General features: G+C 66.3%; 13 protein-coding genes. 5 read left to right on the plus strand and 8 right to left on the minus strand.

Features of this window, described 5'->3' with window-relative positions; genetic code table 11:
- Positions 1–9: 9 nt before the first annotated feature.
- The 5 genes from JQ603_RS16155 to JQ603_RS16175 all read right to left on the minus strand — a co-directional run bounded on the left by JQ603_RS16155 (position 10) and on the right by JQ603_RS16175 (position 5216).
- A complete protein-coding gene (locus JQ603_RS16155) occupies positions 10–1335 on the minus strand; it encodes an MATE family efflux transporter (RefSeq protein ID WP_212340898.1) in 1326 nt (441 codons plus the stop codon).
- A gap of 3 nt (positions 1336–1338) precedes the next feature.
- The gene (locus JQ603_RS16160; protein ID WP_212340899.1) at positions 1339–2073 is read right to left on the minus strand and encodes an MBL fold metallo-hydrolase; all 735 of its coding nucleotides are present in this window, start codon (positions 2071–2073) and stop codon (positions 1339–1341) included.
- Positions 2074–2094: 21 nt separating this feature from the next.
- The gene (locus tag JQ603_RS16165; protein ID WP_018644944.1) at positions 2095–2400 is read right to left on the minus strand and encodes a DUF6460 domain-containing protein; all 306 of its coding nucleotides are present in this window, start codon (positions 2398–2400) and stop codon (positions 2095–2097) included.
- Positions 2401–2520: 120 nt separating this feature from the next.
- On the minus strand, positions 2521–4182 hold the full coding sequence (locus JQ603_RS16170; protein WP_212340900.1) for an ATP-dependent DNA ligase: 1662 nt from the start codon (positions 4180–4182) through the stop codon (positions 2521–2523).
- Entirely contained in the window at positions 4179–5216 is a 1038-nt protein-coding gene (locus JQ603_RS16175) for a ligase-associated DNA damage response exonuclease (protein ID WP_212341535.1), read from the minus strand. Before JQ603_RS16175 ends, JQ603_RS16170 begins: the two co-directional genes overlap by 4 nt.
- A 136-nt stretch (positions 5217–5352) precedes the next feature.
- On the opposite strand from JQ603_RS16175, the gene JQ603_RS16180 reads away from it, so the two are divergent.
- The 4 genes from JQ603_RS16180 (at position 5353) to pdeM (ending at position 11095) form a co-directional block, all read left to right on the plus strand.
- A complete protein-coding gene (locus JQ603_RS16180; protein WP_212340901.1) occupies positions 5353–6279 on the plus strand; it encodes a class I SAM-dependent DNA methyltransferase in 927 nt (308 codons plus the stop codon).
- A 115-nt stretch (positions 6280–6394) separates the two neighbouring features.
- Positions 6395–7624, plus strand: coding sequence for an ABC transporter substrate-binding protein (locus tag JQ603_RS16185; RefSeq protein ID WP_212340902.1), 1230 nt, complete (start codon positions 6395–6397; stop codon positions 7622–7624).
- Between the two features lie 172 nt (positions 7625–7796).
- On the plus strand, positions 7797–10373 hold the full coding sequence (locus tag JQ603_RS16190) for a ligase-associated DNA damage response DEXH box helicase (protein ID WP_212340903.1): 2577 nt from the start codon (positions 7797–7799) through the stop codon (positions 10371–10373).
- 50 nt (positions 10374–10423) lie between these two features.
- A complete protein-coding gene (pdeM, locus tag JQ603_RS16195) occupies positions 10424–11095 on the plus strand; it encodes a ligase-associated DNA damage response endonuclease PdeM (RefSeq protein ID WP_212340904.1) in 672 nt (223 codons plus the stop codon).
- A gap of 140 nt (positions 11096–11235) precedes the next feature.
- Here the strand turns inward: pdeM and JQ603_RS16200 are convergent, their stop codons facing one another.
- On the minus strand, positions 11236–12099 hold the full coding sequence (locus JQ603_RS16200) for a LysR family transcriptional regulator (RefSeq protein WP_212341536.1): 864 nt from the start codon (positions 12097–12099) through the stop codon (positions 11236–11238).
- Positions 12100–12195: 96 nt separating this feature from the next.
- On the opposite strand from JQ603_RS16200, the gene JQ603_RS16205 reads away from it, so the two are divergent.
- A complete protein-coding gene (locus tag JQ603_RS16205; RefSeq protein ID WP_212340906.1) occupies positions 12196–13107 on the plus strand; it encodes a DMT family transporter in 912 nt (303 codons plus the stop codon).
- Positions 13108–13282: 175 nt separating this feature from the next.
- Here JQ603_RS16205 and JQ603_RS16210 read toward each other — a convergent pair whose 3' ends face one another.
- Together JQ603_RS16210 and JQ603_RS16215 are read right to left on the minus strand one after the other, a co-directional pair.
- Positions 13283–14050: a TIGR02186 family protein gene (locus JQ603_RS16210; RefSeq protein WP_245003642.1), complete on the minus strand. Its 768-nt coding sequence runs from the start codon at positions 14048–14050 to the stop codon at positions 13283–13285.
- Complete coding sequence (locus JQ603_RS16215; protein WP_212340908.1) at positions 14050–14967, minus strand: sulfite exporter TauE/SafE family protein; 918 nt, start codon at positions 14965–14967, stop codon at positions 14050–14052. The genes JQ603_RS16210 and JQ603_RS16215 overlap by 1 nt, the downstream gene beginning before the upstream one ends.
- Positions 14968–15106: the final 139 nt, after the last annotated feature.

The following is a 15106-nucleotide window of genomic DNA, read 5'->3' on the forward strand; positions in this document are numbered from 1 at the left end:
ACGATTCTTCTACGATTTCGGGAAAGTCACCCGATACAGCGCCGGATACCGCGCCCCCTGCAATCCGCCACGCGCGACATAGAACGCGATCAGCGCGCACCACAGTCCGGCATTGCCGAACGACTGCAGCGACAGCCAGACGCCGAAGAAGATCGCGAGCGAGACCAGCATCAGATTGCGCATCTCGCGCGCCCAGGTCGCGCCGACATAGATGCCGTCGAAGCCGAACGCGAACACGCCGGGAATGGGCGCAAGCACGATGAACGGCAGGAAGTCGCGCGCGGCGCGGCGGACGTCTTCGCTCGCCGTCATGAAATTGATGATATCAGGTCCGAACAGCGCGAACAGCACCGCGACGACCAGCGCGAAGCCGAGCCCCCACAGCAGCACCAGCCGGGTCGAATCCGAAAAACCTTTGCCATCTCGCGCGCCAAAGGTGCGGCCGCAGAGCTGCTGGGCCGCGTTCGCAAGGCCGTCGAGGAAGAAGGCGCTGACCAGCAGGAAATTGTTGAGCACGGAGTTCGCCGCCAGCGTGACGTCGCCGGCCCGCGCGCCCTTGGCGGTGAAGAACAGGAACACGGCGATCAGCGCCGCGGTGCGGATCAGGATGTCGGTGTTGACCGCCAAGAGCCGCATCAGCTTTGCGCGATCGAACAGCGTTGCGCGGGGCACGGCAAAACCGCCGGCGGCGTAGCGTCGGCAGACGATCACGCCGAGCACGAAGCCAATCGTCTCCGACAGCAGCGCGGCGATCGCGGCGCCCGCGATGCCGGTGTCGTAGACCAGCACCAGCAAGATCGTCGCCGCCATGTTGATGAGGTTGATGACGACCTGCAGCAGCAGCGCCGGATTGGCGCGAGCCAGTCCCACCAGCCAGCCGAGAATGACGTAATTGGCGAAGGCGAAGGGCGAGGACCAGATCCGGATCATGAAATAGGTCTTTGCGGCCTGCGTCACGCCCGCGCTGCCGCCCATCAGGTCGAACAGCACGGCGGCGAGCGGCAATTGCAGCGCGATCAGCGCCGCGCCGATCAGGCCGGCGACGATGAAGCCGCGCACCAGGATCACCGTCTGCTCGCGCGTCTCGCCGGCGCCGAGCGCCTGCGCGGTGAAGGCGAGCGTGCTCATGCGCAGGAAGCCGAACAGCCAGAACAGGCAGTCGAAGATAACGGAGGCCATCGCGACGCCGCCGAGCAGCGCCGCATCGTCGAGCCGGCCGATCGCGGTGGTCGAGACCACGCCGATCAGCGGCGTCGTCAGGTTCGCGACCATCGCGGGACCGGCAATGGTGAACACCTGCCGGGAGCCGATCTTGAGGGGAACGGGTGCGTGCATCTTTCAGAACACGAGCACCATGCCGTCTTCGGCGGCAAGGTGCGGCACGTCGTCCAGGCGCGACAGCATGTCGTCGCTCATATGGGTGAGGACGAGACGTTTTGCGCCGATTGCTGGCAAGTGCTGTTCCAAGGTCTTCAGGCTGAGATGGTTCTTGACCACCTTCTCGTACATATAGGCTTCGGCGATGAAAAGGTCCGCGCCATGCGCCAGGGGAATGAGCGTCTCCGTCCATTCGGTATCGGCGCTGTAGGCGAGCGTACGGCCCTCGGCCTCGACGCGGTAGGCGAGGAAGGGACCGCCGGATTCGCCGTGCACGACCGGGTAGGATGTCACGGTCACGGCGCCAAAGGATTGGCGTTGCTCGGGCGCAAGTTCGACGACGTTGAGCTCGAAGCGCTGTTTTGTCTTCGAGGAATGTTCGAACAGCGTCTCCATGACCTGCGTCAGCCGCGTCTCGATGCCTTGCGGGCCCGCGACCGTCAGCGGCCGCGCCCGCCGCGAGAATTGCGCGTCGAGCAGGACAAACGGCAGGCCGGCAAAATGGTCGCCGTGGAAATGCGTGATCAGGATCAGGTCGATGTCGTTGCGCTCGATCTCGAGCCGCTTCAGCGCCGGCAGGGCCGACGCACCGCAATCGATCAGAAAGTTCGCTTCGCGCCCCGAGACATGGAAGCAGGTGTTGAGCCTGCCGCCGGAACCGAAGGCGTCACCGCAGCCGACGAAACGCAGTTGCATCGGCTGCGCAACTCCTTGAGGTCAGCGGCCGCGCGGCGCGCCGAACACGCGCGACAGCAGCCAGATCGGGATCACGATCACCGCGCCGAGCAGGAAGTAGCGCCACAGCCAGTTGATGGTATCGAAGCCGAGATCCCAGAGACGCTGGAACAACAGGCGGATGCTGTAGATGATGTTCCAGGGGTCAAAGCCGATCGCGGCGAGCACGACGCCGACCAGGATCGAGAGCAGGACCAGGCGAAACGCCACCGCCAGCGGCGAGCCGCCGAGAAAGCGGTTCAGGCCGTCGCTGCGGCCGGCCGGCAAATCTCTGACGTCTTGGACCATCGCAAACTCCTCGAGCGGATTCGACCCCATTATAGGGCACGGCGAGGCACATGGGGAACCCGCAACGGGGCGTCAATCGGGTTACCGGAGTTTAATTCGGGCGAGCGCCGGGACGATGCCTCACACCTCGATCTCCGCCGGCTCCGCCTTCAGCATCTTTTCCAGTGTCTCCAGCCGGTCAGCCTCGCGCGGCGGCTTGTCCCAGCGCAGGCGGCTGATGCGGGGGAAGCGCATGGCGATGCCGGATTTGTGCCGCGGCGAGCGCTGCAGGCCCTCGAAGGCGACCTCCAGCACCAGCCCCTTGTCGCCCTCGTGAACGACATGGCGCACGGGACCGAATTTTTCGGTGGTGTTGCGGCGGACGAAGCGGTCGATCTGCAGGAGCTCCTCGTCGGTGAAGCCGAAATAGGCCTTGCCGACCGGCACCAGCTCGTCGCCGGCTTCGCCTGCCGTCCAGACACCGAAGGTGTAGTCGGAGTAATAGGACGAGCGCTTGCCGTGGCCGCGCTGCGCATACATCAGCACGGCGTCGATGATGTGCGGATCGCGCTTCCACTTCCACCATTGCCCTTTCGGCCGCCCCGGCAGATAGGGCGCATCGCGCCGCTTCAGCATCACGCCCTCGACGGCATCCGCGTCCTCGCCGGCGCCGGCGCTCGCGGGATCGGCGCGCGCGGCGGTCAGCGCGTCCCAGCTTGCGAAGGGAACGGTGGGCGACAGATCGATGCGGGCATCGCCGAGCTTCCTGACGAATGTCTCCAGCCGTTCGCGCCGCTCCGCGAAGGGCAGCTCGCGCAGATCATTCTCGTCGTCGCCGAGCAGATCGTAGGCGCGAAGGTGGATCGGAAACTCCTTGATCAGCTTTGGCGAGACGACCTTGCGGTTGAGCCGCTGCTGCAGGACGTTAAAACTCTGCACGCGGCCTTCGCGCAGGATCAATAGCTCGCCGTCGATCGCGCCGGGCAGATGCAGCGACGGCACGAGATCGGGAAAGCTGCCGGTGATGTCCTCGCCGGTGCGCGAATAGAGCCGCGCGGTGATGTGACCGCGATCATCGCGGCCGGCGACCGCCTGCACGCGGATGCCGTCCCATTTCCATTCGGCGATGTAGTCGGCGGGATCGAGCGCGGCGAAATCGCTGTCCTCGATCGCATGCGCCAGCATCACCGGGCGGAACGGCGCGGGATCGCGATTGACCGGCTTCTCGGCGCGCCCCTCCAGCCAGGCGAACAGGTCGAGATAGGGCGGGGCGAGCCCCGGCCAGATCAGCTCGATCTCGTGCGGATCCTTGTCGCCGAGCGCAGCCGCCGCAGTCTTGGCGAGGCGCGCGGAAATGCCGATGCGAAGTGCGCCGGTGACGAGCTTCAGGAGGGCCCAGCGGCCGGTCTCGTCGAGCTCGTCGAGCCAGCGTTCGAGCTGCTTCGGCAGCTCGGTCTTGCCGAGCGTGCGCAGCGTGGTCACGACCTCGGTGAGGGTAGGGGGAGGCGGGTTGTTGTGGGCGGCGAGCTCGGCCCTCGGCCACATCAGCGCGACCGTCTCCGAGAGATCGCCGACATAGTCGTAACTCAACCCGAACAGCACCTCATCGGTCCGCGCCGCGATGAGGTCGCGGATCAGCGCCGGCTTGGCGTGCTTGAAGCTAAGCGCGCCGGTCAGCGCGGCCAGCGCATAGCCGCGGTCGGGATCGCCGACCTCGCGGAAATAGCCGGTGATCAGCCGCAGCTTGTTGTTGCGGCCGGGCTCGTAGGCGAGGCGGTCGAGCAGTTCGGCGAAGCGGTTCATGCTTCGGCCTCGTCTTGAAGCGGCGTTTCGCTCTCCTCCTCGTCGCCATAGCCGACGAGATCGAGGGGCTGCGCTTTCAGGCCCTTGCTCCGGCACCAATGCACCAGCGCATCTTCCTGCCCGTGCGTGACCCAGATCTCGCCGGCGCCGGTCGCTGCGATGGTTGCGGTTAGGCCGTCCCAATCGGCATGGTCGGAGATCACCAGCGGCAGCTCGACGCCGCGCTGCCGCGCGCGGGCGCGCACGCGCATCCAGCCCGAGGCGAAGGCCGTGACGGGATCGGGAAAACGACGGGTCCAGAGATCAGAGGTCGCCGACGGCGGCGCCAGTGTGATGGTCCCGGCCAGCGCCGCCTTCTTCACGCCCTTCACCGGCCTGAGCTCGCCGAGGTCGATGCCGCGGCTCTGGTAGTATTCGGTGATCGTCTCCATGGCGCCATGCAGATAGATCGGCGCGTCATAGCCGGCTTGGCGCAGCAGCGCGATCACGCGCTGCGCCTTGCCGAGCGAATAGGCGCCGACGAGATGGGCGCGCTCGGGAAACAGTGCGACGGAGGCGAGCAGCTTCTTCACCTCGTCGCTCGCATCGCCGTGCCGAAACACCGGCAGGCCGAATGTGGCTTCGGTGATAAAGACGTCGCATGGCACCAGCTCGAACGGCGCGCAGGTCGGGTCGGGCGCGTCCTTGTAGTCGCCGGAGGCGACGATGCAGGTGTCCTTAGCTGTCACCGCGATCTGCGCCGAGCCCAGCACATGGCCGGCGGGGTGAAACTTGACGCGGACGTCGCCGAGCCGGATCTCCTCGCCATAGCGGATGACTTGCGTCGAGCCGGCAAAATTCTCGCCATAGCGCAGCCGCATCATATCCAGCGTTTCCTGCGTCGCCAGCACGGCACCATGGCCGGCGCGGGCATGGTCGGAATGGCCGTGGGTGATCACGGCGCGCTTCACCGGGCGGACGGGATCGATATGGAAACCGCCGGGCTTGCAGCACAGGCCGGCAGCAGCTGGCAGCAGGATGTCTTGCGGACGCATGGACATCATATAGGCAGCGGTGCTCCGATATTCACCCGTCATGCGCGGGCTTGACCCGCGCATCCATCGTCCTAAAGAGTTCCTTTTTTGATGGATTGCCGGGTCAGGCCCGGCAGTGATGAGTGTTGGTTCTTCAATGCCGCTCCGCCTGTTCCTGACCTCCGGCGATCTCATGGCCGACCGCCGTTTCGAGTTCGCGCGCGACCTCCAGCTCAAGGGCGACCTGGTCGCCGCCGCCGACCTCCTGGAGCAGGCGATCGAGCTCGCACCGAACTTCACCTCGGCCTGGTTCACGCTCGGCGAGATCCGTCAGCAGCTCGGCGAGCGCGACAAGGCCATCGCGGCCTTTCGCAAGGCCCTTGACTCCGATCCTGAGGACCAGCACGGCGCCGGCCTGCACCTGATGCGGCTCGGCGATGCGCAAGTTGCGGAGATGCCGAAGGCCTATGTGCAGGCGCTGTTCGACCAGTACGCGCCGCGCTTCGAGCACGCGCTGATCAACGATCTCGGCTATCGCGCCCCTGCGCTGATCTTCAAGGCGGTGCTGGCCGCGCGCGTCGCCGCCAAGAAGCCGGCCTTCTTCAAGCGCACCATCGATCTCGGCTGCGGCACTGGCCTGGCGGCCGCCGCCTTCGCCAAGCAGGTCGATCATTTCATCGGCATCGATCTGTCGCCCGGCATGATCAAGGAAGCGCGCGCGACGAACCTCTATGCCGAGCTCGAGGTCGCCGACATGATCGAGGGCCTGCGCACCAGGAGTGACGGATGCGCGAACCTCGTGGTCGCGGCCGACGCCTTCGTCTATCTCTCCGACCTCGCGCCGGTGCTTAACGAAGCGAAGCGCGTGCTCGTATCGGGCGGCGTGCTCGCCTTCACGCTGGAGACGCATGACGGCAGCGGTATCATGCTCGGCGAAGGTTTGCGCTATGCCCACTCGGCGGAATATGTGCGCGGCGCCATCGCGAAAGCCGGGCTCAAGCTTCTAACGCTCGAGCCGGCCTCGCCGCGCAACGAGAACAACGAGCCGGTGCGCGGCCTCGTCGTCGTCGCCGAGAAAACTTGAGTCTAGGCGCTAATTTACGCTGATTTGAGCGTCATTGCGTCGCAAAGCGACGACTTCCTACTTGCGAGCCGAGCTGCGATGTCAGCACAATGCGCGCATCAGGGAGAAACAAATAATGACAAAGAATCCATCGCGGCGCGATTTCGGCGCCGGTGCGCTCGCCACCATTGCAGCATCCACATTGCCTGCGCCCTACGTCTGGGCCGCGGAGAAGAAATACGACGCCGGCGCCAGCGATACCGAGATCAAGATCGGGCAGACCGTGCCGCATTCCGGCCCCGGCTCGCTCTACGGCGTGCTCGGGCGCGTCGGCGAGGCCTATTTCCAGATGCTGAACGAGAAGGGCGGCATCAACGGACGCAAGGTCAAGTTCCTGACCATGGACGATGCCTACAGCGCACCGAAATGCGTCGAGGCGACGCGGCGCCTAGTCGAGCAGGAGGAGGTGCTCGCGCTGTACGGCTCGCTCGGCACCGCGCCGCAGACCGCCGTGCACAAATACCTGAACTCCAAGGGCGTGCCGCAGCTCCTGCTCAACACCGGCGCGTCGAAGTGGAACAACCCGAAAGAGTTCAAATGGACGATGGCGGGCTTGCCGCTCTATCCGACCGAGGCGCGCATCCTGGCGCGGCATGTCGTTGCCGTGAAGCCGAATGCGAAGATCGGCATCCTCTACCAGAACGACGATTTCGGCCGCGACTTCCTCGGTCCCTTCAAGAAGGTGCTGGCGGACGCCGGCGGCACGGCGCAGGTGATCATGGAGCAGACCTACGATCTGACCGAGCCGACCGTCGATTCCCAGCTCATCAATCTCTCAAAGTCCGGCGCCGACGTCTTCTACAACATCTCGACCGGCAAGGCGTCGTCGCAGTCGATCCGGAAAGTGGCCGAGCTCGGCTGGAAACCGCTGCAGCTGCTGTCCGCGGGCTCCACGGGCCGCTCGATCCTCAATGCCGCGGGCCTGGAGAACGCCGCCGGCATCGTCGCCATCCGCTACAACAAGGAGGTCGGCCTGCCGAAATGGGAGAAGGACCCCGACGTGATGGCGTTCGAGGAGCTGCGCAAGAAGTACACGCCGGCGATCGACCCCGACAACACCATTGCCTTTGCCGGCTACGGCCAGGCCGTCACCATGGGCGAGATCCTGCGCCGCTGCGGCGATGACCTCACCCGCGCCAACGTCTTGAAGCAGGCCTCGACGCTCGCGGGCTTCCACTCGCCCTATTTCCTCGACGGCGTCACCTACAGCTACACGCCCGAGGACTACACGCCGATGAAGACGCTCTTCATCTCCACCTTCACCGGCAAGGACTGGGACATCTCCGACAAGCCGATGTCGGAGTAGGGTCTCTCCGCAATCGAGGTGCCGTAGGGTGGGCAAAGCGAAGCGTGCCCACCACCTTTTCCGGTCAGAGAGATGGTGGGCACGGCGCGATGCGCCTTTGCCCACCCTACGGGAGTTCGTCGTAGCTCCCACCCCCTCGACGAAGCCACCCCCACGGCTTACCTCTTATGCCGTGCCGCCCCGCATCCTCAAAATCCCGGCCGAGCCGGCCACGCTGCTGCCCGACCGCTTCAACGCGTGGTTCGCGTCCCGCGGCTGGTCGCCGCGTGAGCATCAGCTGGCGCTGCTGAAGAAGGCGCGCGAGGACGCCAGCGCGCTGCTGATTGCGCCGACCGGCGCCGGCAAGACGCTGGCGGGATTTTTGCCGACGCTGGTGGAGCTTTCGACGACGGCGGCCGAGCGCAACGCCGGCGCGAAGCAAAGCCTCGTTTCCACCGGCCGCAGCGTGCAGCGCAGCGCCGGCCTCCACACCCTCTACATCTCTCCGCTGAAAGCGCTCGCCGTCGACATCGCGCGCAACCTCGAGCGCCCCGTTGCCGAGATGGGCCTGCCGATCAAGATCGAGACCCGCACCGGCGACACGCCGGTGTCGCGGCGCCAGCGGCAGCGGCGCTATCCGCCTGACGTCCTGCTGACCACGCCGGAGCAGCTCGCGCTGCTGCTCTCCTCCGACGACGCGCCGTTCCTGTTTTCCTCGCTCAAGCGCATCGTGCTCGACGAGCTGCACGCGCTGGTCACCTCCAAGCGCGGCGATCTGCTCTCGCTCGGCCTTGCGCGATTGTGGCGCCTCGCGCCGCAGATGCGCGCGATCGGCCTGTCGGCGACGGTGGCCGAGCCGGAGCAGCTCGCGCGCGTCCTGGTGCCGCAGCCCGATGGCAAGGAGGATGCCGCGGACATCGTCGTCGCCGGCGGCGCCGCGCCGCCTGAGGTCGAGATGCTGGATACGCGCGAGCGCCTGCCCTGGGCCGGCCACAGCGCACGCCACGCGCTCCCCGAGATCTACGAGCTGATCAAGGCCAACAAGACCACGCTGGTCTTCGTCAACACCCGCAGCCAGGCCGAGATGCTGTTCCAGAATCTCTGGAGCATGAACGACGACGGCCTTGCGATCGCGCTGCATCACGGCTCGCTCGACGTCGCCCAGCGCCGCAAGGTCGAGGACGCGATGTCGGCGGGACGCCTGCGCGGCGTGGTCTGCACCTCCTCGCTCGACCTCGGCGTCGACTGGGGCGATGTCGATCTCGTCGTCAATATCGGCGCGCCCAAGGGCTCCTCGCGCCTGATGCAGCGCATCGGCCGCGCCAATCACCGCCTCGACGAAGCCTCGCGCGCGGTGCTGGTGCCCGCCAACCGCTTCGAGGTGCTGGAGTGCCGCGTCGCCATCGACGCCATCGCCGAGAATGCGCAGGACACGCCGCCTTTGCGCACGGGCGCGCTCGACGTGCTGGCCCAGCACGTGCTCGGCTGCGCCTGCGGCGAGCCGTTCTTCAGCGACGAGCTCTACAAGGAGGTCCGCACCGCCGCGCCTTACGCAGATATCTCGCAGCAGGATTTCGACGACGTCGTCGATTTCGTGGCGTCCGGCGGCTACGCGCTGAAGACCTATGAACGCTTCGCCCGCATCAAGCAGGACAAGGAGGGCCGCTGGCGCGTCGCCAATCCAAAGGTGCGGCAGAGCTACCGGCTGAATGTCGGCACCATCGTCGAGGACGACATGCTGAAGGTGCGGCTGGTGCGTTCGCGCGGTGGCGGTACCGGGTCGACCGGGGTGATCGCGCGCGGCGGCAGATTGCTGGGCGAGATCGAGGAAGGCTTCATCGAGGGCTTGAGCCCCGGCGACACGTTCGTGTTCAGCGGCGAGGTGGTGCGCTACGAGACGCTGGTCGAGGACCAGGTCTATGTCTCGCGCGCGCATGACAAGGACCCGAAGGTGCCCTCCTATATGGGCGGCAAGTTCCCGCTCTCGACCTATCTTGCCGAGCGCGTGCGTCGCCTGCTCGATGACGGCCGCGCATGGAAAGGCTTGCCTGAGCAGGTGCGCGATTGGCTGTCGCTGCAGAAGGATGTATCGCGCGTGCCCGCGGTGCGCGAGCTGCTGGTCGAGAGCTTTCCGCGCGCCAACAAGCATTATCTGGTCTGCTATCCCTTCGAGGGGCGTCTCGCGCACCAGACGCTCGGCATGCTGCTGACGCGGCGCCTCGAGCGCGCCCGCGCGCGGCCGCTCGGCTTCGTCGCCAACGAATATGCCGTTGCGATCTGGGGGCTCGGCGATCTCTCCTTCATGATCCGCGACGGCCGGATCGATCTCAACACGCTGTTCGATCCTGACATGCTCGGCGACGATCTCGAAACCTGGCTCGCGGAATCCGCGTTGATGAAGCGCACGTTCCGCAACTGCGCCATCATCTCCGGCCTGATCGCGCGCCGCCATACCGGCGAAGAGAAGAGCCGCCGCCAGGTGCTGTTCTCGACCGATCTCGTCTACGACGTGCTGCGCAAGCACCAAGCCGATCACGTCCTGCTCCGCGCCGCGCGCGCCGATGCGGCCACCGGCCTGCTCGATCTGCGCCGCTTGGGGGACATGCTGATGCGCATCCAGGGCCGCATCACCCACCGGGAACTCGACCACGTCTCCCCGCTTGCGGTGCCCGTGATGCTGGAAATCGGCCGCGAGTCAGTTTATGGCGAAGCTGCAGACGAGCTTTTGGCGGAAGCCGCCGGCGAGCTCGTCAAAGAGGCGATGGGATAGCAGCAGGTTTCGACGTGACGGCAGGCGCGCTGGTTTCAGGAGCTGAGGACATGCGCGTTTCCAGGGTCATCATCAGCGATGTGACCTTCGCGGCCGATCTGTCCGGCGCGCTGTTCTGGGAAGAGCAGCGCCTGCTCGTCGTCTCCGACCTGCATCTCGAGAAAGGTTCGAGCTTCGCCACGCGCGGCGTGCTGCTGCCACCCTACGATACCATCGCGACACTCGGCCGGCTCGCTGCTGTCATCTCCCGCCATGATCCTCGCGTGGTCATCGCGCTCGGCGACAGCTTTCACGATCGCACCGCGCATGAGCGCCTGTCGGCCGAGGACCGCGATGCGGTGGCCGCACTCCAGACCGGCCGCGACTGGATCTGGATCTCGGGCAATCACGATCCCATGCTGCCGCGCGATCTCGGCGGCGCCATCGCCGACGAAGTCGCGATCGGTCCGATCACCTTCCGTCACGAGCCGACCGGCGCGCCCGGCGAGATTGCCGGCCATTTGCATCCCAAGGCCCGAATCTCCGCGCGCGGCCGCTCGCTGGAGCGCCGCTGCTTCGCCAGCGACGGCATGCGCGCCGTGATGCCCGCCTTCGGCGCCTATGCCGGCGGCCTCAGCATCCGCGACGCCGCCTTCGCAAGGATCTTTCCGAAGAACGGCTTCGTCGCCCACCTGCTCGGCGACCGCCGCGTGCACGCGATCGCCGCGTCGCGGTGTTACTAACGCTCAGGCTTCGTAGGGTGGGCAAAGCGTAGCGTGCCCACGTTCTGCTCATTCGGTTCGAGATCGTGGGCACGGCGCCTCGCGCCTTTGCCCACCCTACAAGACCTTTCGTGTGGCAAAGGGTGTACGATCGCAACAGCTCACGCCGCCTTCGCCTGCACGTCCTCGCAGAACTCCGCCAGCCTATCCGCGAGCCGCAGCGTCGCGGGGCTCGCATCCGGCGAGGCCATCAGCGCCACTTCCGTCTTGTTGATCGGCGCAAAGCCGTCCTTGGCGGTCAGCACGCGGTGGTCGGACTGGATCGACATCTCCGACAGGATGCTCAGCCCCATGCCGGCGGCAACGGCGGCCTGGATACCGGCGAGGCTCGACGACGAATAGGCCATGTGCCAGGCGCGCCCGGCGCTTTCCAGCGCGTGGATGGCGCCGGCGCGGTAGAGGCAGCCGAGCGGAAAGCCGATCAGCGGCACCGACGCGGTGTCGACGTCGACCGGGTGGCTCTTGCTGGTGACCCAGTGCACCCGCTCCGGCCACACCGCGATCGCGCCCTTCTCGCCGGCCGCGCGCTTGTAGAGCGCGAGATCTAGCTCGCCGCGCTCGAGATCGCGGGCGAGGTTCTTGCTCTGGTCGGCGCGCACGTCGAGGCGCAGGCCAGGATGCGAGCGCGAGAACGTCCCCAGCAGTTTCGCCAGCCGATAGGCCGCGAAATCCTCGGGGATGCCGAGCCGGATCGCGCCTTCGCCGTCCGGCTGGCGCAGCACGTAGCGCGCTTCTTCCGCAAGCGACAGCAGCCGCCGCGCATAGGACAGCAGCCGCTCGCCGGCCTCAGTGGGGCGCACATCCTTGCCGTCGCGGTGCAGCAGCACCTGGCCGACATCCTCCTCCAGCCGCTTGATCTGCTGGCTCACGGTCGATTGCGTGCGGTGGACCCGCTCGCCGGCGCGGGTGAAGCCGCCGGCCTCGACCACCGAGACGAAGCTGCGCAGCAGCTCGAGATCGAGCATCGCTGCCTCCATTCGAAAATCCACTGACAGGAAGTTAATCATTTAATTTCCAAATGACAAGCGGCGTCCCTAGATCGAGGTCAGGAGAAATGCCTCATGTCGCTTGCCCCCTCGATTTCGGTTCCCCGCAGCCGGTTCAACACGCTGCCGCTCGCCATCGGCCTGTTCTGCCTGCTCTGGAGCTATGCCTTCGTCGCCGGCAAGATCGGCGTCACCCATTGCCCGCCATTGATCCTGCTCGCCGCCCGCTTCTCGCTCGCCGGCATTTTGATCCTGGGCGCCACGCTGATCCGCGGTGAGGCCTGGTCGCTGTCCTGGCGCGACGCCGCCGTCTTCGCCGTGCTCGGCATCGCCAACAACGCGCTTTATCTCGGACTCGGTTATACCGGCCTGCAATCGGTCTCCGCCGGTCTCGGCGGCCTGATCGTCTCGGCCAATCCGGTGTTCACGGCCGCGCTCGCCACGCTGCTGCTTGGCGAAGGCATGACGTGGCGCAAGGCGAGCGGCCTCCTGCTCGGCATCGTCGGCGTGACGGCGATCGTCTGGCATCGCCTGTCGGTCGGCACCGACTCCGCTCACGGCATCGTCTTCACGCTGGCCTCGCTCGCCTCGATCGTCGTCGGCACCATTTTGTTCAAGCTGCTGGCGCCGAAGGGATCCCTGTGGATCGGCAACGGCGTGCAGAACCTCGCTGCCGGTATCGTGCTGACGCCGGTCGCGCTGACCTTTGCCGATATCCACGCGATCGACTTCACGCCCAGTCTGATCGGGGCCTTCGCCTTCCTCGTGCTCGGCGGCTCGATCCTCGCCTACTGGCTCTGGTTTCATCTCTTGAAAGTCTGCGGCGCCACCGCCGCCAGCGCCTATCACTTCCTGATGCCGCCGCTCGGCATGCTGTTCGCGTATCTCGTGCTCGGCGAGTATGTCGAGGCCCGCGACCTGCTCGGCATCATTCCGGTCGCGCTCGGCATTTATCTGGTGACACGGCCGGCGAAGGGGGCGTCGTAAGCAGGCTGCCACAATCTCGACTGTCATGCCCCGGCTTGACCGGGGCATCCAGTACGCCGCGGCGGTTGTGGTGAGAGCGAGCTCTCCGACGAAGGCCTCTGGAATGCTGGATCGCCCGGTCAAGCCGGGCGATGACGAGCAGAGAGAGTGACGCGCCCCAGAATGAACGCGTGGCTCAATCCTTCCTGAACACGATCGACGCCATCCACCCCGTCATCAGCGCCATCGCCACCGTGGCGAGGCCGTAGATCAGGCCGTTCTGCCGCGCGGTGGTCGCGACGAACTGCTCGAAGCCGACCTTGACGATCTCGAAGGCGGTCTCGGTCTTGGTGACCAGTGCGCCGTTCGCGAACAGCTTGATCTCGACCTCATAGGTGCCGATCGGCACCTCCGCGGGCAGCGGAATGCCGGTGCGGAACAGCGTCGGCGTCAGGAACGTCACCGCGCTCGGATCTTCGCGATAGAGCCCGCGCTGGGTGCGCAGGCGGATGAAGGCCGAGCGGAACGCGTCGTTCGGCACCACGTCGGCATAGTCGCCGCTGACCCGCTGGGTCAGCCGCACGTTGTTGAGTCCGATCTGCTGCCGCCGCGCGATCTCGGGCGAGGTGATGGCGTCGAACGGGCGGTTGGCGAACAGCGCCAGATAGCTCGGCACCTGCAGGAACTGCCGGTAGTCGGTGTTGATCCAGATGCCGAACGTGCGTTCCTTCCGCCGCGTCACCATGTCGGCGCGCGGGCCCATCACGGTGACCACGAGATCGTAGGCGGTGCGGTCGGCGGGCGTCGTCGTGTCCTTCTCCACCGAGCCGAACAGCACCAGCTCCTCGCCGGAATAATTCGGCGTCACCGTGACGCGATGGTTGGAGACCGACACGATCAGCCGCTCGGCGCGTGCGACCGAGCCGAGCAGCAGGACGACAAGAAGGGCGAGCAGCGTGCGCATCAGGTGCTCACTCCCAGCTCGCGGATGGTGAAGAGATCTTCGGGCCGGATCACCAGCTCGATCGCGAAGCGGACGCCGACCGAGAGGATCAAGAGGCCCAGCAGCAGCCGCAGCTGCTCGCCGCGGATCTTCTGGCCGGCGCGAGCGCCGAACTGCGCGCCGGTGACGCCGCCGACCATCAGGATCAGCGCCAGCACGGCATCGACCAGGTGATTGGTCACGGCGTGCAGCATGGTCGCGACCAGCATGGTGACGAGGGTGAGGACCATCGAGGTCCCGATCACCGTCGAGGTCGGCACCCGCAGGACATAGATCATGATCGGCACCAGGATGAAGCCGCCGCCGATGCCCATGATGGCGCCGATGAAGCCGATCACGATACCGACGATCACGATAGGAATCACCGAGAGGTAGATCTTCGAGCGCTTGAAGCGCATCTTCAGCGGCAGGCCGTGGATCCAGTTGTGCGTGCGCCGCGGCGGCACCGCGCCGCGCCGCGTCCGCATCAGCGCGCGCAGGCCCTCGGAGAACATCAGGCTGCCGACGGTGGTGAGCAGCACCACGTAAGAGAGCGCGATCATCAGGTCGAGCTGGCCGAGCGCGCGAAGCTGCGTGAAGGTCCACACGCCGAGCGCCGTGCCGGTCACGCCGCCGCATAACAGAACGCTCGCCAGCGCCGGATCGATCGCGCGCCGCCGCCAGTAGGAGAGGGCGCCTGAAAACGAGGACGCCGCGATGTGGCTCGCCACCGAAGCGACCGCAACGGCCGGCGTGATGCCGATGAAGATCAGGAGCGGCGTCATCAGGAAGCCGCCGCCGATGCCGAACATGCCGGAGACGAAGCCGACCGCCGCGCCCATCGCCAGCACCAGGAAGACGTTGACCGGAAGATCGGCGATCGGGAGATAGAGCTGCATCGAGCCTGGTCCGGCGGACGATCGAAGACTGCGGAATGCTCGCGCAGGACGCGCAGGACGAGCGATTGCCGCGTTCCTCACATAGCCGAAAACGCCGCGCCGCGGGACAACGAATTGAACACGGCGCGGCGTTTTTCGC

Source organism: Bradyrhizobium liaoningense, from assembly GCF_018130825.1.
Taxonomy (GTDB): Bacteria; Pseudomonadota; Alphaproteobacteria; order Rhizobiales; family Xanthobacteraceae; genus Bradyrhizobium; species Bradyrhizobium liaoningense_B.